The organism is Klebsiella sp. JN_Kp121, assembly GCF_040062145.1.
GTDB lineage: Bacteria > Pseudomonadota > Gammaproteobacteria > Enterobacterales > Enterobacteriaceae > Klebsiella > Klebsiella aerogenes.
In genome coordinates, this window is sequence record NZ_JBEAHX010000008.1 from 166,467 (window position 1) to 183,959 (window position 17,493).

General features: G+C 56.1%; 16 protein-coding genes. 13 read left to right on the top strand and 3 right to left on the bottom strand.

Annotation, left to right across the window (positions count from 1 at the left end; genetic code table 11):
* The first annotated feature begins 1 nt into the window (after position 1).
* From murD to mutT, 12 genes are all read left to right on the top strand, one after another.
* Positions 2-1,318: a UDP-N-acetylmuramoyl-L-alanine--D-glutamate ligase gene (murD, locus tag ABLU86_RS13825; RefSeq protein WP_015704401.1), complete on the top strand. Its 1,317-nt coding sequence runs from the start codon at positions 2-4 to the stop codon at positions 1,316-1,318.
* Positions 1,318-2,592 (top strand): cell division protein FtsW, encoded by a 1,275-nt coding sequence (ftsW, locus tag ABLU86_RS13830; RefSeq protein ID WP_015368247.1) that lies wholly within the window; start codon positions 1,318-1,320, stop codon positions 2,590-2,592. Before murD ends, ftsW begins: the two co-directional genes overlap by 1 nt.
* Complete coding sequence (gene murG / locus ABLU86_RS13835; RefSeq protein ID WP_015368246.1) at positions 2,589-3,659, top strand: undecaprenyldiphospho-muramoylpentapeptide beta-N-acetylglucosaminyltransferase; 1,071 nt, start codon at positions 2,589-2,591, stop codon at positions 3,657-3,659. Before ftsW ends, murG begins: the two co-directional genes overlap by 4 nt.
* A gap of 47 nt (positions 3,660-3,706) precedes the next feature.
* Entirely contained in the window at positions 3,707-5,182 is a 1,476-nt protein-coding gene (gene murC, locus ABLU86_RS13840) for a UDP-N-acetylmuramate--L-alanine ligase (protein ID WP_020079611.1), read from the top strand.
* On the top strand, positions 5,175-6,095 hold the full coding sequence (locus ABLU86_RS13845) for a D-alanine--D-alanine ligase (protein ID WP_015368243.1): 921 nt from the start codon (positions 5,175-5,177) through the stop codon (positions 6,093-6,095). Before murC ends, ABLU86_RS13845 begins: the two co-directional genes overlap by 8 nt.
* 1 nt (position 6,096) lies before the next feature.
* Positions 6,097-6,930: a cell division protein FtsQ gene (gene ftsQ, locus ABLU86_RS13850; RefSeq protein WP_015368242.1), complete on the top strand. Its 834-nt coding sequence runs from the start codon at positions 6,097-6,099 to the stop codon at positions 6,928-6,930.
* The gene (gene ftsA / locus ABLU86_RS13855) at positions 6,927-8,189 is read left to right on the top strand and encodes a cell division protein FtsA (protein ID WP_002888625.1); all 1,263 of its coding nucleotides are present in this window, start codon (positions 6,927-6,929) and stop codon (positions 8,187-8,189) included. Before ftsQ ends, ftsA begins: the two co-directional genes overlap by 4 nt.
* Positions 8,190-8,251: 62 nt before the next feature.
* Positions 8,252-9,403 carry a cell division protein FtsZ gene (ftsZ, locus tag ABLU86_RS13860; RefSeq protein WP_004857884.1) on the top strand — a complete coding sequence of 384 codons (1,152 nt, stop codon included), beginning with the start codon at positions 8,252-8,254 and terminating at the stop codon, positions 9,401-9,403.
* 100 nt (positions 9,404-9,503) lie between these two features.
* A complete protein-coding gene (gene lpxC / locus ABLU86_RS13865; RefSeq protein ID WP_015368241.1) occupies positions 9,504-10,421 on the top strand; it encodes a UDP-3-O-acyl-N-acetylglucosamine deacetylase in 918 nt (305 codons plus the stop codon).
* A 322-nt stretch (positions 10,422-10,743) separates the two neighbouring features.
* Entirely contained in the window at positions 10,744-11,241 is a 498-nt protein-coding gene (secM, locus tag ABLU86_RS13870) for a secA translation cis-regulator SecM (RefSeq protein WP_015368240.1), read from the top strand.
* Between the two features lie 61 nt (positions 11,242-11,302).
* The gene (gene secA, locus ABLU86_RS13875) at positions 11,303-14,008 is read left to right on the top strand and encodes a preprotein translocase subunit SecA (protein ID WP_015368239.1); all 2,706 of its coding nucleotides are present in this window, start codon (positions 11,303-11,305) and stop codon (positions 14,006-14,008) included.
* 60 nt (positions 14,009-14,068) lie between these two features.
* The gene (gene mutT / locus ABLU86_RS13880; protein ID WP_015368238.1) at positions 14,069-14,461 is read left to right on the top strand and encodes an 8-oxo-dGTP diphosphatase MutT; all 393 of its coding nucleotides are present in this window, start codon (positions 14,069-14,071) and stop codon (positions 14,459-14,461) included.
* A gap of 67 nt (positions 14,462-14,528) precedes the next feature.
* Here mutT and yacG read toward each other — a convergent pair whose 3' ends face one another.
* Genes yacG through coaE form a run of 3 tightly spaced genes read right to left on the bottom strand, consistent with a single transcriptional unit; the run spans position 14,529 to position 16,096 of the window.
* Positions 14,529-14,723: a DNA gyrase inhibitor YacG gene (yacG, locus tag ABLU86_RS13885; protein ID WP_015368237.1), complete on the bottom strand. Its 195-nt coding sequence runs from the start codon at positions 14,721-14,723 to the stop codon at positions 14,529-14,531.
* Positions 14,724-14,732: 9 nt separating this feature from the next.
* Positions 14,733-15,476, bottom strand: a complete 744-nt coding sequence (gene zapD, locus ABLU86_RS13890; protein ID WP_042894006.1) for a cell division protein ZapD — start codon at positions 15,474-15,476, stop codon at positions 14,733-14,735.
* Positions 15,476-16,096, bottom strand: a complete 621-nt coding sequence (gene coaE / locus ABLU86_RS13895; RefSeq protein WP_042894009.1) for a dephospho-CoA kinase — start codon at positions 16,094-16,096, stop codon at positions 15,476-15,478. Before coaE ends, zapD begins: the two co-directional genes overlap by 1 nt.
* Before the next feature lie 337 nt (positions 16,097-16,433).
* On the opposite strand from coaE, the gene ABLU86_RS13900 reads away from it, so the two are divergent.
* Positions 16,434-17,477: a GMP reductase gene (locus tag ABLU86_RS13900; protein ID WP_015368234.1), complete on the top strand. Its 1,044-nt coding sequence runs from the start codon at positions 16,434-16,436 to the stop codon at positions 17,475-17,477.
* Positions 17,478-17,493: the final 16 nt, after the last annotated feature.

The following is a 17,493-nucleotide window of genomic DNA, read 5'->3' on the forward strand; positions in this document are numbered from 1 at the left end:
CATGGCAGATTATCAGGGTAAAAAAGTCGTCATTATTGGGCTGGGCATGACCGGCCTGTCATGCGTGGACTTTTTCATGGCGCGCGGCGTAACCCCGCGCGTGATGGATACCCGCGTCGCCCCAGCCGGGCTTGATAAGCTGCCGGAAGCCGTTGAGCGCCACGTGGGCGGTCTTAACGACGACTGGCTGCTGGCGGCGGATCTGATTGTCGCAAGTCCGGGGATTGCCCTTGCGCACCCTTCACTGAGCGCCGCGGCCGACGCTGGCGTGGAAATCGTCGGCGATATCGAGCTGTTTTGCCGCGAGGCGCAGGCGCCGATTATCGCCATTACCGGCTCTAACGGAAAAAGCACCGTCACTACCCTGGTGGGCGAGATGGCGAAGGCGGCGGGCGTGAACGTCGGCGTTGGCGGCAATATCGGCCTGCCGGCGCTGATGCTGCTGGATCCGGCGCGCGAACTGTACGTGCTTGAACTTTCCAGCTTCCAGCTGGAGACGACCTCCAGCCTGAAAGCCGTCGCGGCAACCATCCTCAACGTGACTGAGGACCATATGGACCGCTATCCGCTGGGGCTGCAGCAGTATCGCGCGGCGAAACTGCGGGTCTATGAAAATGCTAAAACCTGCGTGGTGAATGCCGATGACGCGCTGACCATGCCGGTACGCGGCGCTGACGAACGCTGCGTCAGCTTCGGCGTCGATGTTGGCGACTATCACCTTAACCGCCAGCAGGGCGAAACCTGGCTGCGGGTGAAGGGTGAGAAAGTGCTGAACGTGAAGGAAATGACCATCAGCGGCCAGCACAACTACAGCAATGCCCTGGCGGCGCTGGCGCTGGCGGATGCCGCGGGCTTGCCGCGCGCCAGTAGCCTGAAGGCGCTGACCACCTTCACCGGCCTGGCGCACCGTTTCCAGCTGGCGCTGGAGCATAACGGCGTGCGTTGGATCAATGACTCCAAGGCGACCAACGTCGGCAGTACCGAGGCGGCGCTGAACGGCCTGCATCTCGACGGCACGCTGTATCTGCTGTTGGGCGGCGACGGTAAATCCGCCGACTTCACGCCGCTGAAACGCTATCTTGGCGGCGATAACGTTCGTCTGTACTGCTTCGGCCGCGACGGCGCTCAACTGGCGGCGCTGCGTCCGGAAATCGCGGTGCAAACCGAAACCATGGAACAGGCGATGCGGCAGATCGCTTCGCAGGTCAAATCAGGCGATATGGTCTTACTGTCGCCAGCCTGCGCGAGCCTGGACCAGTTTAAAAACTTTGAACAACGGGGTGATGTCTTTACCCGTCTGGCGAAGGAGTTAGGTTGATGCGTTTCTCTCTCCCACGCCTGAAAATGCCACAGCTGGGCCTGCCCCGGTTGAAGCTGCCGCGACTGCCGGGGATGTTTATTTTTGCCTGGCTGTTCGCCGCGCTGAAAGGTTGGGTGATGGGCTCGCGCCCGAAAGATAACGATAGCCTGGTCATGTATGACCGGATGCTGCTGTGGCTGACCTTCGGCCTGGCGGCGATCGGTTTTATCATGGTGACCTCGGCATCAATGCCGGTCGGACAGCGTCTGGCGAACGATCCGTTCCTGTTTGCTAAGCGTGATGGTCTGTACATTGTGCTGGCCTTCGCGCTGGCGATGATTACGCTCCGTCTGCCGATGGAGTTCTGGCAGCGCCACAGTACCGCGATGCTGATCGCCTCGATTGTGATGCTGCTGATCGTACTGGTGGTGGGGAGCTCAGTTAACGGCGCCTCGCGTTGGATCGCGCTCGGGCCGCTGCGTATTCAGCCGGCGGAGTTCACCAAACTGTCGCTGTTTTGCTACATCGCCAACTATCTGGTACGTAAAGCGGATGAGGTGCGTAACAACCTGCGCGGCTTCTTAAAACCGATGGGCGTGATTTTCGTACTGGCGATTCTGCTGCTGGCGCAGCCTGACCTCGGTACGGTTGTCGTACTGTTCGTGACCACGCTGGCGATGTTGTTCCTGGCCGGCGCGAAGCTCTGGCAGTTTATCGCCATTATCGGCATGGGGATCTCGGCGGTGGTGCTGCTGATCCTCGCCGAACCGTATCGTATTCGCCGCGTCACTTCCTTCTGGAACCCGTGGGAAGACCCGTTTGGCAGCGGCTATCAGCTGACCCAATCGCTGATGGCCTTTGGTCGCGGCGAGATGTGGGGACAGGGCCTCGGCAACTCGGTGCAGAAACTGGAGTATTTACCGGAAGCGCACACCGACTTCATCTTCGCCATTATCGGCGAAGAACTCGGTTATATCGGTGTGGTACTCGCGCTTTTAATGGTATTCTTCGTCGCCTTTCGCGCCATGTCGATTGGTCGCAAAGCGCTGGAGATTGACCACCGCTTCTCCGGCTTCCTGGCCTGTGCAATCGGCGTGTGGTTTAGCTTCCAGGCGTTGGTTAACGTCGGGGCGGCGGCGGGGATGCTGCCGACCAAAGGTCTGACCCTGCCATTGATTAGTTATGGTGGTTCCAGTCTGCTGATTATGTCGACGGCCATTATGTTTTTATTGCGAATTGATTATGAAACGCGCCTCGAGAAAGCGCAGGCGTTTACACGGGGTGTTCGATGAGCGGTCAGGAAAAGCGGTTAATGGTGATGGCGGGCGGCACTGGCGGACACGTGTTCCCGGGGCTGGCGGTCGCGCACCATTTAATGGACCAGGGCTGGCAGGTTCGCTGGCTGGGCACCGCCGATCGTATGGAAGCGGATTTAGTGCCGAAACACGGCATTGATATCGATTTTATCCGCATCTCCGGCCTGCGTGGCAAAGGGCTAAAAGCGCAACTGTTAGCGCCGGTGCGGATCTTCAACGCCTGGCGGCAGGCGCGGGCGATCATGAAACGTTTCCAGCCGGATGTGGTGCTGGGCATGGGCGGTTATGTTTCCGGGCCTGGCGGCCTGGCGGCATGGTCGCTCGGGATCCCTGTGGTGCTGCATGAACAAAACGGGATTGCCGGCCTGACTAATAAATGGCTGGCAAAGATTGCGAAGAAAGTGATGCAGGCGTTTCCCGGCGCCTTCCCGCATGCAGATGTCGTCGGGAATCCGGTGCGTACTGACGTTCTCGCGCTACCGCTGCCGGGACAGCGTCTGGTGGGGCGGCAGGGGCCGATTCGCGTGCTGGTGGTTGGCGGCTCCCAAGGCGCGCGCGTACTGAACCAGACTATGCCGCAGGTGGCCGCGAAGCTTGGCGATGCGGTGACTATCTGGCATCAGAGCGGAAAAGGCGGCATGGATACCGTGCGCCAGGCGTATGCCGCCGCCGGTCAGCCGCAGCATAAAGTGACTGAGTTTATTGATGATATGGCGGCAGCCTATGCCTGGGCCGATGTGGTTGTTTGTCGTTCCGGCGCGCTGACGGTCAGCGAAATCGCTGCCGCAGGTTTACCGGCATTGTTCGTCCCGTTCCAGCACAAAGATCGTCAGCAGTACTGGAATGCGCTGCCGCTGGAAAAAGCCGGCGCGGCGAAAATTCTCGAACAACCCGAGTTCACGGCGGATGCTGTGGCGGCCACCCTGGCCGGTTGGGATCGGGAAACCCTGATGGATATGGCGGAACGAGCGCGTGGCGCTTCGATTCCGGATGCTACCGAGCGGGTAGCGGAAGAGGTCAGCGCCGTAGCTTTGGCGCGCTAATCGCGGTGATTTTCACCGCCCGAATAAAGAAGTTGATGGCGTAAAGAATGAATACACAAGATTTGGCAAAACTGCGTTCCATAGTGCCCGAGATGCGTCGCGTCCGGCACATTCACTTTGTCGGCATCGGCGGTGCCGGTATGGGCGGTATTGCCGAAGTGTTGGCGAATGAAGGCTACCAGATTAGCGGCTCCGATCTCGCGCCGAATCCGGTGACTCAGCAATTGTCGCAGCTTGGCGCCACCATTTATTTCAACCATCGCCCGGAAAACGTGCGCGATGCCAGCGTTGTCGTGGTGTCCAGCGCGATCTCCGCGGATAACCCGGAAATCGTCGCCGCGCACGAAGCGCGCATTCCGGTGATCCGCCGCGCGGAAATGCTGGCGGAACTCATGCGTTTCCGTCACGGGATTGCGATTGCCGGTACGCACGGCAAAACCACGACCACCGCGATGGTATCCAGCATTTACGCCGAAGCCGGCCTCGATCCGACCTTCGTCAACGGCGGGCTGGTGAAGGCGGCGGGCGTACATGCCCGTCTTGGCCATAGCCGCTACCTGATTGCGGAAGCGGATGAGAGCGATGCGTCGTTCCTGCATCTGCAGCCGATGGTCGCCATTGTGACCAACATCGAAGCTGACCATATGGATACCTATCATGGCGACTTCGAGAACCTGAAGCAGACCTTTATTAACTTCCTGCACAATCTGCCGTTCTACGGGCGCGCGGTGATGTGCGTGGATGACCCGGTGATTCGTGAACTGCTGCCGCGCGTCGGCCGCCAAATCACCACCTATGGTTTTAGCGATGACGCCGACGTACGCATTGAAGAGTATCGTCAGGTGGGCGCGCAGGGCCATTTCCGCCTGGTACGCCAGGATAAAGAGGTCATGCAGGTGACGCTGAACGCGCCGGGTCGCCACAACGCGCTCAACGCTGCCGCGGCCGTTGCCGTCGCGACGGAAGAGGGTATTGAAGACGAGGCGATTCTGCGCGCGCTGGAGAGTTTCCAGGGCACCGGCCGCCGTTTCGACTTCCTTGGCGAATATCCGCTGGCGGAAGTCAACGGCAAGAGCGGTAGCGCGATGCTAATTGACGATTACGGCCATCATCCGACGGAAGTTGACGCCACTATCAAAGCGGCGCGTGCCGGCTGGCCGGATAAAAATCTGGTGATGGTATTCCAGCCGCACCGTTATACCCGTACTCGCGATCTGTACGATGATTTTGCCAACGTGCTGACCCAGGTTGATGCGCTGCTGATGCTGGATGTGTATCCGGCGGGCGAAGCGCCGATCCCAGGCGCCGATAGCCGCTCGCTGTGCCGCACGATCCGCGGTCGCGGCAAAGTTGACCCGATTCTGGTTTCCGATCCGGCGCAGGCCGCGGAGATGCTGGCATCGGTATTGACCGGCGACGATCTGGTGCTGGTGCAGGGCGCCGGCAACATAGGAAAAATCGCACGTCACCTGGCTGAAATCAAACTGGTACCGCAAAAAACGGAGGAGGACCGACATGGCTGATAAAATCGCGGTTCTCTTCGGCGGAACCTCCGCTGAACGTGAAGTCTCGCTGAATTCAGGCGCTGCGGTGTTGGCCGGGCTGCGTGAAGGCGGGGTGGATGCTCACCCGGTCGATCCGCGCGACGTTGATATCACCCAGTTGAAGAACATGGGCTTTAAGAAAGCGTTTATTGCCCTGCACGGGCGCGGCGGCGAAGATGGCACGCTGCAAGGCCTTCTTGAGCTCATTCAACTGCCGTACACCGGCAGCGGCGTAATGGCTTCCGCTATTTCTATGGATAAGCTGCGCAGTAAATTACTGTGGCAGGGAGCGGGATTACCGGTCGCGCCGTGGGTTGCATTGACCCGCGCGCAGTTCAACGCAGGACTTTCTGCTGGCGTTTCTGAGCAGATTGCGGCGCTGGGGCTGCCGGTTATTATCAAGCCGAGCCGCGAAGGGTCCAGCGTCGGCATGTCGAAAGTTAGCGAAAGTTGTGCAATGCAGGATGCATTGGCGCTGGCTTTTCAGCATGATGATGAAGTTCTGATTGAGAAATGGCTCAGTGGCCCGGAATTTACCGTCGCTATCGTCGGTGAAGAAATTTTACCGTCAATTCGTATCCAGACGGCTGGAACCTTCTATGATTATGAGGCGAAGTATCTCTCTGATGAGACGCAATATTTCTGCCCTGGTTTTGAGGAACCCGCCCGCGAGTCAGAAATCCAGAGCCTGGTGCTTAAAGCCTGGAATGTTCTGGGTTGCAAAGGATGGGGACGTATTGATGTGATGCTGGACAGCGATGGCCAGTTTTATCTGCTGGAAGCGAACACCTCACCGGGGATGACCAGCCATAGTCTGGTGCCGATGGCGGCCCGTCAGGCGGGGATGAGCTTCTCGCAGCTTGTTGTACGAATTCTGGACCTGGCGGGGTGATATGTCGCAGGCGGCGCTGAATACGCGGAACCAGGAAGAAGAATCGATTGCTTCTTCGCGTCGGAATAATGGAACCCGGCTGGCAGGGATCGTTTTCCTGCTGGCGGTGTTGTGTACCGTGTTGGTCAGCGGATGGATGGTTCTTGGTTGGATGGAAGATGCGCAACGTCTGCCGTTGTCGAAAATGGTCGTCACCGGCGAACGTCACTACACGCGTAACGATGATATCCGTCAGGCTATTCTGGCGTTGGGCTCGCCGGGCACCTTTATGACTCAGGATGTCAACATCATCCAGAGCCAAATTGAGCGCCTGCCGTGGATTAAACAGGCGAGCGTAAGAAAACAATGGCCCGATGAATTGAAGATTCATCTGGTTGAATATGTGCCGATTGCGCGCTGGAATGATCAACATATGGTAGACGTCGAAGGAAATTCTTTCAGCGTGCCGGCGGATCGTACCAGCAAACAGAACTTACCGATGTTATACGGCCCGGAAGGCAGCGAAAATGAAGTGCTTCAGGGATACCGCGACATGGGACAGGTGCTGGCAAAGAATAAGTTCACGTTGAAAGTGGCGGCAATGACCGCGCGTCGCTCCTGGCAGTTGACGCTTAATAACGATATTAAGCTCAACCTTGGCCGCGGCGACACCATGAAACGGCTTCAGCGCTTTATGGAACTCTACCCGGTTCTTCAGCAGCAGGCACAGACCGACGGCAAACGGATAAGCTACGTTGATTTGCGCTATGACTCGGGTGCGGCGGTAGGTTGGGTACCTGCTCCCGTAGAGGAAAATAATCAACAACAGAATCAGGCACAGGCAGAACAACGATGATCAAGGCGACGGACAGAAAACTGGTAGTTGGACTGGAGATTGGCACCGCGAAGGTTGCCGCTTTAGTAGGGGAAGTTCTGCCCGACGGTATGATTAATATCATTGGCGTGGGCAGTTGCCCATCGCGCGGCATGGATAAAGGCGGGGTGAATGACCTCGAGTCGGTAGTGAAATGCGTACAGCGCGCTATCGACCAGGCTGAACTAATGGCCGATTGCCAGATCTCATCAGTGTATCTGGCGCTTTCAGGTAAGCATATTAGCTGTCAAAATGAGATTGGCATGGTGCCTATCTCCGAAGAAGAGGTGACGCAGGATGACGTGGAAAACGTCGTTCATACCGCGAAATCGGTACGCGTACGCGACGAACATCGCGTTCTGCACGTCATCCCGCAGGAATACGCCATCGACTACCAGGAAGGCATTAAAAATCCGGTAGGGTTATCCGGCGTGCGTATGCAGGCGAAGGTACATCTGATTACCTGCCATAACGATATGGCGAAAAACATTGTTAAAGCGGTTGAACGTTGTGGTCTGAAAGTTGACCAACTTATTTTCGCCGGTTTAGCGGCCAGTTATTCCGTATTAACGGAAGACGAACGTGAGCTGGGTGTCTGCGTCGTGGACATCGGCGGTGGTACAATGGATATCGCCGTGTATACCGGCGGCGCGCTGCGTCACACCAAAGTGATCCCTTACGCGGGCAACGTGGTGACCAGCGATATCGCCTATGCCTTCGGTACGCCGCCGAGCGACGCCGAAGCCATCAAGGTTCGTCACGGTTGCGCATTAGGTTCAATCGTCGGTAAAGACGAAAACGTGGAAGTACCGAGCGTGGGCGGACGTCCGCCGCGCAGCCTGCAGCGTCAGACGCTGGCAGAGGTGATTGAACCGCGTTATACCGAACTGCTCAATCTGGTTAACGAAGAAATCCTGCAGCTGCAGGAACAGCTCCGTCAGCAAGGGGTCAAACACCATCTGGCGGCGGGGATTGTATTAACCGGCGGCGCCGCGCAAATTGAAGGCCTGGCGGCCTGCGCGCAGCGCGTGTTCCATACGCAGGTGCGCATTGGCGCGCCTCTGAACATCACCGGTTTAACGGATTACGCTCAGGAGCCGTACTATTCGACGGCGGTTGGGCTGCTGCACTACGGAAAAGAGTCACATCTCAGTGGTGAAGCAGAAGTAGAAAAACGCGTGACGGCGTCAGTGGGCTCGTGGATTAAGCGACTCAACAGCTGGCTGCGAAAAGAGTTTTAATTTTTTAAGAGAACGCAGACAATTAGCGTTCTCAGGCGACAGGCACAAGACGGAGAGAAACTATGTTTGAACCTATGGAACTGACCAACGACGCGGTGATTAAAGTCATCGGCGTCGGTGGCGGCGGCGGTAATGCCGTTGAACACATGGTGCGCGAGCGCATTGAGGGTGTTGAATTCTTCGCGGTGAACACCGATGCGCAGGCGCTGCGTAAAACGGCTGTTGGCCAGACTATCCAGATCGGTAGCGGTATTACCAAAGGTCTGGGTGCAGGCGCGAACCCGGAAGTGGGCCGTAATGCGGCTGACGAAGACCGTGAAGCGCTGCGCGCTGCGCTTGATGGCGCGGACATGGTCTTTATCGCGGCGGGTATGGGCGGCGGTACCGGTACCGGTGCGGCGCCAGTGGTCGCGGAAGTGGCGAAGGATCTGGGTATCCTGACCGTTGCGGTCGTCACTAAGCCATTTAATTTCGAAGGCAAGAAGCGCATGGCGTTTGCTGAGCAGGGGATCACCGAGCTGTCCAAGCACGTTGACTCACTGATCACCATCCCGAACGACAAGCTGCTGAAAGTACTGGGCCGCGGTATCTCTCTGCTCGACGCTTTCGGCGCGGCAAACGACGTACTGAAAGGTGCGGTGCAGGGTATTGCCGAACTGATTACCCGTCCGGGTCTGATGAACGTCGACTTCGCGGACGTCCGTACCGTGATGTCGGAAATGGGCTACGCGATGATGGGCTCCGGCGTGGCGAGCGGTGAAGACCGTGCGGAAGAAGCGGCTGAAATGGCTATCTCTTCTCCGCTGCTGGAAGACATCGATCTGTCCGGCGCGCGCGGCGTTCTGGTCAACATCACCGCTGGCTTCGACCTGCGTCTGGATGAGTTCGAAACCGTTGGTAACACTATCCGCGCCTTTGCTTCGGATAACGCGACCGTGGTTATCGGTACCTCTCTGGACCCGGATATGAACGACGAGCTGCGCGTAACCGTTGTTGCCACCGGTATCGGTATGGACAAGCGTCCGGAAATTACCCTGGTGACCAACAAACAGGTACAGCAGCCGGTAATGGATCGCTACCAGCAGCACGGTATGGCTCCATTAACGCAAGAGCAGAAACCGGTGGCGAAAGTGGTGAACGACAATACGCCGCAAACCGCGAAAGAGCCGGATTATCTGGATATTCCAGCTTTCCTGCGTAAGCAAGCCGATTAAGAATTGGCTGGAAGTTGGGCATCTGCGCTCTTTGTGCTAAACTGCCCTGCCGAATGTATAGTACACTTCGGTTGGATAGGTAACTTGGCGAGATTATACGATGATCAAACAAAGGACTCTTAAACGTATTGTTCAGGCGACTGGTGTCGGTTTGCATACCGGCAAGAAAGTCACGCTGACTTTACGCCCTGCGCCGGCAAATACCGGGGTCATCTATCGTCGCACCGACTTGAATCCACCGGTTGATTTTCCGGCTGATGCCAAATCTGTGCGTGATACCATGCTCTGTACTTGCCTGGTGAACGAGCATGACGTGCGGATTTCTACAGTCGAGCACTTAAATGCCGCACTGGCTGGCCTGGGCATCGACAACATTATTGTTGAAGTCGATGCGCCGGAAATCCCGATTATGGACGGTAGCGCCGCTCCGTTCGTTTATCTGTTGCTGGATGCCGGCATCGATGAACTGAACAGCGCCAAGAAATTTGTGCGTATCAAAGAGACGGTTCGCGTTGAAGATGGCGACAAATGGGCTGAGTTTAAGCCGTATAATGGTTTTTCGTTGGACTTTACCATCGACTTTAACCATCCGGCGATCGACTCCAGCACCCAACGCTATGCGCTGAACTTCTCGGCCGATGCGTTCATGCGTCAGATTAGCCGTGCTCGTACTTTCGGTTTCATGCGTGATATCGAATATCTGCAGTCCCGTGGCCTGTGCCTGGGCGGCAGCTTCGATTGTGCCATCGTTGTTGACGATTATCGCGTACTGAACGAAGACGGTCTGCGCTTTGAAGATGAATTTGTTCGCCACAAAATGCTGGATGCGATCGGTGACCTGTTTATGTGTGGTCACAACATTATCGGCGCATTCACGGCGTTCAAATCCGGTCACGCGTTAAATAACAAACTGCTACAGGCTGTTCTGGCAAAACAGGAAGCTTGGGAGTATGTGACCTTCGAAGACGACGCAAAACTGCCGCTGGCATTCCGCGCACCGTCAATGGTTCTGGCGTAAGCCTGACCATTCAGTAAATTCGACTGGTAACCTGGTACTCTCTCCGTCCAGGGAACCAGTCGTTTTTCTTTTTAGCCTCCCCAAACCGCTTTTCACTGTGTTTCGCCGGCAATAATATGTGCGCGTTCGCTGCTTTATTAAGCGTTTTCCCGCAGCATTAGCGTTCATTCCTGCTGTCTCGGCGCGGTATTAATGTTAGTATTTGGGCGCAAAATTTTTCTCTGGGTTGCTTTATCCTGTCGATTTCAGGCTGTACTGCGAAGACCGCCAATAAAATGGACCGCCTGAAAGGACGCAGGAATACCAACTAAAGGTAAAGAAAGTGAGTGGATTGCTGACGCGTTGGCGACAGTTTGGCAGACGGTATTTTTGGCCGCATCTCCTGTTGGGGATGGTCGCGGCTAGCCTCGGCCTGCCTGCGCTTAACAACAGCCACGAAACCACTACGCCGGCGAAAGCCACGGCCAGCAACCATAATCCGAATAAAGTTAACTTCTCCCAGCTGGCGCTGCTGGAGGCCAATCGTCGGCCGAACTTTACCGTCGACTACTGGCATCAGCATGCGATTCGCACCGTCATTCGCCATCTGTCGTTTGCGATGGCGCCGCAGGCTTTGCCGGTGGCGGAAGAATCATCGCCGCTGCAGGCCCAGCATCTGGCCCTGCTCGATACGCTCAGCGCGCTGCTGACCCAGGACAGCAAACCGCCGGTGGTTATCCGCCAGGCGGCTTATATCCCTTCTTCTTATTCTGCCTTCCGCGTCAGCGCCTGGATAAGCCAGGTAGCGGGGATCCGCGCAGGGCCTCAACGTCTCAGCTGAAAATAAACACGGACCATCCTATTTTTTTGACTCCGCACCGCGGGGCGTTTGAGATTTTATTATGCTAATTAAAATGTTAACTAAAGTGTTCGGTAGCCGTAACGACCGTACGCTGCGTCGTATGCGCAAAGTCGTCAACATCATCAATGGTATGGAACCGGCGATGGAAAAGCTCTCTGATGACGAGCTGAAAGCCAAAACCGGGGAATTCCGCGCGCGTCTGGAGAAAGGTGAAAGCCTGGAAAGCCTGATCCCGGAAGCGTTTGCCGTGGTGCGTGAAGCGAGTAAACGCGTCTTCGGCATGCGCCACTTCGACGTGCAGCTGCTGGGCGGTATGGTACTGAACGACCGCTGCATCGCGGAAATGCGTACCGGTGAAGGTAAAACCCTGACCGCGACGTTACCGGCGTATCTTAACGCGCTGACCGGTAAAGGCGTTCACGTCGTTACCGTCAACGACTATCTGGCGCAGCGTGATGCCGAAAACAACCGTCCGCTGTTTGAATTCCTTGGTATGAGCGTGGGCATCAATATGTCCGGCCTGCCTGCGCCGGCGAAGCGTGAAGCCTACGCGGCCGACATCACTTACGGCACCAACAACGAATACGGCTTCGACTACCTGCGCGATAACATGGCGTTCAGCCCGGAAGAGCGCGTACAGCGTAAACTGCACTATGCGCTGGTGGATGAGGTGGACTCCATCCTGATCGACGAAGCGCGTACCCCGCTTATCATTTCCGGCCCGGCTGAAGACAGCTCCGAAATGTATCGCAAGGTGAACAAAATTATTCCGCACCTGATCCGCCAGGAAAAGGAAGACTCCGACACCTTTACCGGTGAAGGCCACTTCTCCGTGGATGAGAAAGCTCGCCAGGTTAACCTGACCGAACGCGGTCTGGTACTGATCGAAGAGCTGCTGGTGCAGGAAGGCATCATGGAGGAAGGCGAATCGCTGTATTCTCCGACCAACATTATGCTGATGCACCATGTTACCGCCGCGCTGCGCGCCCACGCGCTGTTTACCCGCGACGTTGACTACATCGTGAAAGATGGCGAAGTCATCATCGTCGATGAACACACCGGCCGTACGATGCAGGGGCGTCGCTGGTCCGATGGCCTGCACCAGGCGGTAGAAGCCAAAGAAGGCGTGGAGATCCAGAACGAGAACCAGACTCTGGCATCCATCACCTTCCAGAACTACTTCCGTCTGTACGAGAAGCTGGCGGGGATGACCGGTACCGCGGATACCGAAGCCTTTGAATTCAGCTCCATCTATAAACTGGATACCGTTGTCGTCCCGACTAACCGTCCGATGATCCGTAAGGATATGGCGGATCTGGTCTATATGACCGAAGCGGAAAAAATTCAGGCGATTATCGAAGATATTAAAGATCGTACCGCCGCCGGTCAGCCGGTGCTGGTCGGTACTATCTCAATCGAAAAATCTGAAGTGGTTTCCCGCGAACTGACGAAAGCCGGCATCAAGCACAACGTCCTGAACGCCAAGTTCCACGCCAGCGAAGCGGATATCGTCGCCCAGGCGGGTTATCCGGCTGCGGTCACCATCGCTACCAACATGGCGGGTCGTGGTACCGATATTATGCTCGGCGGTAGCTGGCAGGCAGAAGTCGCCGCGCTGGAAAATCCAACGCCGGAGCAGATTGAAAAAATCAAAGCTGACTGGCAGGTGCGCCACGATGCGGTACTGGCCGCAGGCGGTCTGCACATCATCGGTACCGAGCGTCATGAATCCCGCCGTATCGATAACCAGCTGCGTGGCCGTGCTGGCCGTCAGGGTGATGCCGGTTCTTCCCGCTTCTACCTGTCGATGGAAGATGCCCTGATGCGTATCTTCGCCTCCGATCGCGTATCCGGCATGATGCGTAAACTGGGGATGAAGCCGGGCGAAGCTATCGAGCACCCGTGGGTGACCAAAGCGATTGCCAACGCTCAGCGTAAAGTGGAAAGCCGCAACTTCGATATCCGTAAACAGCTGCTGGAATATGATGACGTCGCCAACGATCAGCGTCGCGCTATCTATACCCAGCGTAACGAGCTGCTGGATATCTCCGACGTGAGCGAAACCATCAACAGCATCCGCGAAGACGTCTTCAAAGCCACTATTGATGCGCATATTCCGCCACAGTCGCTGGAAGAGATGTGGGATATTGAAGGCCTGCAGGAACGTCTGAAAAACGACTTCGACCTTGAGCTGCCAATCAAAGAGTGGCTGGATAAAGAGCCGGAGCTGCACGAAGAGACCCTGCGTGAACGTATTCTGCAGAGCGCGGTAGAAACCTACCAGCGTAAAGAAGAAGTGGTCGGCGCCGAAATGATGCGTCACTTCGAGAAAGGCGTCATGCTGCAAACGCTGGATTCCCTGTGGAAAGAGCACCTGGCGGCGATGGACTACCTGCGCCAGGGTATCCATCTGCGCGGCTACGCGCAGAAAGATCCGAAGCAGGAGTACAAGCGCGAATCCTTCTCGATGTTTGCCGCTATGCTCGAATCGCTGAAGTATGAAGTTATCAGCACGCTGAGCAAGGTACAGGTGCGGATGCCGGAAGAAGTCGAAGAGATGGAACAGCAACGTCGCGAAGAGGCAGAGCGTCTCGCGCAGATGCAGCAGCTGAGCCATCAGGATGACGATACACTGGCTGCCGCCTCGCTGGCTGAACAGACCGGCGACCGTAAAGTCGGGCGTAACGATCCGTGCCCGTGCGGTTCCGGTAAAAAATACAAACAGTGCCACGGCCGTCTGAGCTAAGGGCTGATAAAAAGCAAACCAGGGCGCAGATTTCTGCGCCTTTTTTATGGAGCTGTTTCAATGAAAAAACTGCAAATCGCCGTCGGGATAATTCGCAATCCGCAAGGCGAAATTTTTATTACCCAGCGTGCTGCAGACGCGCATATGGCCAATAAACTGGAATTCCCCGGCGGAAAAATAGAATCAGGTGAGACGCCGGAACAGGCGCTGGTACGTGAACTGCAGGAAGAGGTCGGGATTACGGTGACGACGTCCACGTTGTTCGACAAACTGGAGTATCAATTCCCGGACCGCCATATCACGCTATGGTTCTTCCTGGTGGAAAACTGGCAAGGTGAGCCGTGGGGCAAAGAAGGACAACCGGGGCAATGGATGGCGCAGCAGGCGTTGGATCCGCAGGCATTTCCGCCGGCGAACGAGCCGATAATTAATAAACTTATTACGCTTGCCTGAGCGCCGGGCAACCCGGCGCAGGCCTGAAACGCTAATCCGGAACGTCCCGGATTAGCGATGGGAAAGGTTACTGCTGCGGCTCGCTCCAGTCATCGCTGTCTGATAAGTCGCCGGAACTGGGGATACGTTTCTCTTCCGCCGCCCACTCGCCAAGATCGATCAGCTGGCAGCGCTTCGAGCAAAAAGGGCGAAACGGGCTTTGCTCGCTCCAGACGACGTTTTTACCGCAGGTTGGGCAGTTAACGATAGTCTCTTCTGACATAGTGTCTCCTTAGCAACAAGCCAGTTCAAAATCAAAGCGTTCCGGCACGATACCATGCTCGCTGTCCAGCGGCAGGAAGCGGATGGCGAAGCGGCTTTTATGGCCGGAAATTTGCGGGTACAGCTGGCTGGTGAGATCCAGGCGCAGGCGCAGCAGATCGGCATCGTCGCCATTATCCTGATAAAAGCCATTGAGGCTGGTCTGCTTACGGAAAGGCGCGGAGTTACGAATCAAATCAAGGATCAGCTCCAGCGACTGCATCAGCGGCGTCAGGCTCGCTAACCATTTTGCCACCTGCTCATCGCGATACTCTTGCGGCATATGCAGCCAGATATGCAGAGTTGGCAAATCAAAGCCGCAACAGCCGCCAGGGATGCTCAGACGCTGGCGCACCAGGCCAATCAGCCGATCTTCACGAAGAAACTGGCCAATACGCGGAGCGGAGATCAAGGTGCTGCCGGACAGTTTGAGCTGCTGACGTAGGGCTTCAATACGCTGCTGATCGACGCCGGGCACTTCGGCCCAGGTTTGTAATTTCCGCTGTTGTCGCTCCAGCTCTTTCAGCAAATCGGTACGCACTTCGCCACGTTCCAGCACGTCCAGTAGATCGCCGGTATTGCGGAAAAAATGGAGAGCGTCCGCGTAGCTGGCAATGGCCGGGCGGGAAGAGAGCTGCTGAAATAAAAATTCAATGCGCAGCCAGGTGCGCATTTTCTCATTGAGCGGATGTTCGAAGAGAACAGGGGTATGCATTACGGTTTTTCCTGTGAGGCGGCCTGCGATGCCAGCATTAAATACTTATCGTGCAGGCGGGCGACGTGGGATGCGACGGCATCCGCGGAGCCCATGTTTTCAATAACATCATCCGCTGCGGCAAGACGCTGTTCGCGCGTCGCCTGGGCGGCAAGAATATGTTCAGCGTGTTCACGACTGACCCCATCGCGGCGTATGGTGCGCTCGATTTGCGTCTCTTTTGGCACATCGACAACCAGTATGCGATCGGCTTTATCGGTCAGGCGGTTTTCGACCAGCAAGGGTACGACCCAGAGGAGATAAGGTGAGGTTGAGGCCTGCATCTGACGGCGCGTTTCTTGCTGAATCAGCGGATGCAGCAGCGCGTTAAGCCAGGCCTTGTCCTCGCTATGAGCAAAAATGCGTTCGCGTAAGCGGCGGCGATTCAGACTGCCATCGTCGTTGATCATCTGTGGACCAAACCTTTCAGCGATAGCAAGCAGGGCGGGAGTACCGGGCTCTACAACCTGACGCGCAATAATATCGGCGTCGATGACGGTTACGCCCAGGTGAGCAAATTCGTCGGCGACGGTACTTTTACCGCTACCGATGCCGCCTGTTAACGCTACCGTATACCCCATACACTTCAATCCCGATGTCACATTATTGTTCAAAACCCTGGCGATTCACCGCGCCATTCAGACCCAGAGGATAGCTTAATCAAGATTTTGTTAAATCGAAAAAGTATCCATAATGTGAATTGTGATTCACTTTATATATAAAAAACAATTGGTTAAAAATGACGCAATGGTAAGGAAAGCACACGAACGTGTTTTTCGCTATTCACCAGGTAAATTTTAACGATTGTAGCTTAAAAAAAGTGAAAATCGCAGTCTTGCGCGGCTATGATTCGTGCGTATGATAGCGTCACTGGAGTTGTGCTCTCACATTAATGCAATTAACCCCAGGAATTCGCACATGCGTATTGAAGAAGATCTGAAGCTAGGTTTTAAAGACGTTCTTATCCGCCCGAAACGCTCTACCCTCAAAAGCCGTTCTGATGTTCAACTGGAACGAGAATTCACCTTTAAGCATTCAGGCCAGACCTGGTCCGGCGTACCGATTATCGCTGCTAACATGGATACCGTCGGTACCTTCAGCATGGCGAAAGCCTTGTCCGCTTTTGGAATTCTGACCGCCGTGCACAAACACTACAGCGTTGAAGAATGGCAGGCGTTTGTGCAGAGCGAGTCCGCAGAAGTGCTGCAGCATGTGATGGTTTCCACCGGTACCTCTGACGCGGACTTTGAAAAAACTCAGCAGATCCTGACCCAGAATCCACAGCTGAACTTCGTCTGCATAGACGTGGCTAACGGCTACTCTGAACACTTCGTTCAGTTTGTGGCGAAAGCGCGCGCCGCCTGGCCACAAAAAACCATTATCGCCGGCAACGTGGTGACCGGTGAAATGTGTGAAGAACTGATTCTCTCCGGCGCTGATATCGTTAAAGTGGGCATTGGCCCTGGCTCCGTCTGTACTACCCGCGTGAAAACCGGCGTTGGCTACCCGCAGCTGTCTGCGGTGATTGAATGTGCCGATGCCGCGCACGGTCTCGGCGGCCAGATCATCAGCGACGGCGGCTGCACCATGCCGGGTGATGTTGCGAAAGCTTTTGGCGGCGGTGCCGATTTTGTCATGCTCGGCGGGATGCTGGCGGGTCACGAAGAGAGCGGCGGTACCGTGGTGGAAGAGAACGGTGAAAAATTCATGCTGTTTTACGGTATGAGCTCTGAATCGGCGATGACTCGCCACGTCGGCGGCGTCGCGAAATATCGTGCCGCGGAAGGTAAAACCGTTAAGTTGCCGCTGCGCGGCCCGGTTGATAATACCGCGCGTGATATCCTCGGTGGCCTGCGTTCAGCATGCACCTATGTTGGCGCTTCCCGCCTGAAAGAGCTGACCAAACGTACAACCTTTATCCGCGTACAGGAACAAGAGAACCGCGTGTTCAACAGCCTGTAATGACGATGGCTGGCGC

What these genes read in the sequence shown, in the direction of transcription:
- secA (WP_015368239.1), top strand. Translation starts at nt 11,303, where the DNA reads ATGCTAATTAAAATGTTAACTAAAGTGTTCGGTAGCCGTAACGACCGT.
- mutT (WP_015368238.1), top strand. Translation starts at nt 14,069, where the DNA reads ATGAAAAAACTGCAAATCGCCGTCGGGATAATTCGCAATCCGCAAGGC.
- ftsQ (WP_015368242.1), top strand. Translation starts at nt 6,097, where the DNA reads ATGTCGCAGGCGGCGCTGAATACGCGGAACCAGGAAGAAGAATCGATT.
- ABLU86_RS13900 (WP_015368234.1), top strand. Translation starts at nt 16,434, where the DNA reads ATGCGTATTGAAGAAGATCTGAAGCTAGGTTTTAAAGACGTTCTTATC.
- zapD (WP_042894006.1), bottom strand. Translation starts at nt 15,476, where the DNA reads ATGCATACCCCTGTTCTCTTCGAACATCCGCTCAATGAGAAAATGCGC.
- murG (WP_015368246.1), top strand. Translation starts at nt 2,589, where the DNA reads ATGAGCGGTCAGGAAAAGCGGTTAATGGTGATGGCGGGCGGCACTGGC.
- ftsW (WP_015368247.1), top strand. Translation starts at nt 1,318, where the DNA reads ATGCGTTTCTCTCTCCCACGCCTGAAAATGCCACAGCTGGGCCTGCCC.
- murC (WP_020079611.1), top strand. Translation starts at nt 3,707, where the DNA reads ATGAATACACAAGATTTGGCAAAACTGCGTTCCATAGTGCCCGAGATG.
- ftsA (WP_002888625.1), top strand. Translation starts at nt 6,927, where the DNA reads ATGATCAAGGCGACGGACAGAAAACTGGTAGTTGGACTGGAGATTGGC.
- murD (WP_015704401.1), top strand. Translation starts at nt 2, where the DNA reads ATGGCAGATTATCAGGGTAAAAAAGTCGTCATTATTGGGCTGGGCATG.
- ftsZ (WP_004857884.1), top strand. Translation starts at nt 8,252, where the DNA reads ATGTTTGAACCTATGGAACTGACCAACGACGCGGTGATTAAAGTCATC.
- lpxC (WP_015368241.1), top strand. Translation starts at nt 9,504, where the DNA reads ATGATCAAACAAAGGACTCTTAAACGTATTGTTCAGGCGACTGGTGTC.
- ABLU86_RS13845 (WP_015368243.1), top strand. Translation starts at nt 5,175, where the DNA reads ATGGCTGATAAAATCGCGGTTCTCTTCGGCGGAACCTCCGCTGAACGT.
- yacG (WP_015368237.1), bottom strand. Translation starts at nt 14,723, where the DNA reads ATGTCAGAAGAGACTATCGTTAACTGCCCAACCTGCGGTAAAAACGTC.
- coaE (WP_042894009.1), bottom strand. Translation starts at nt 16,096, where the DNA reads ATGGGGTATACGGTAGCGTTAACAGGCGGCATCGGTAGCGGTAAAAGT.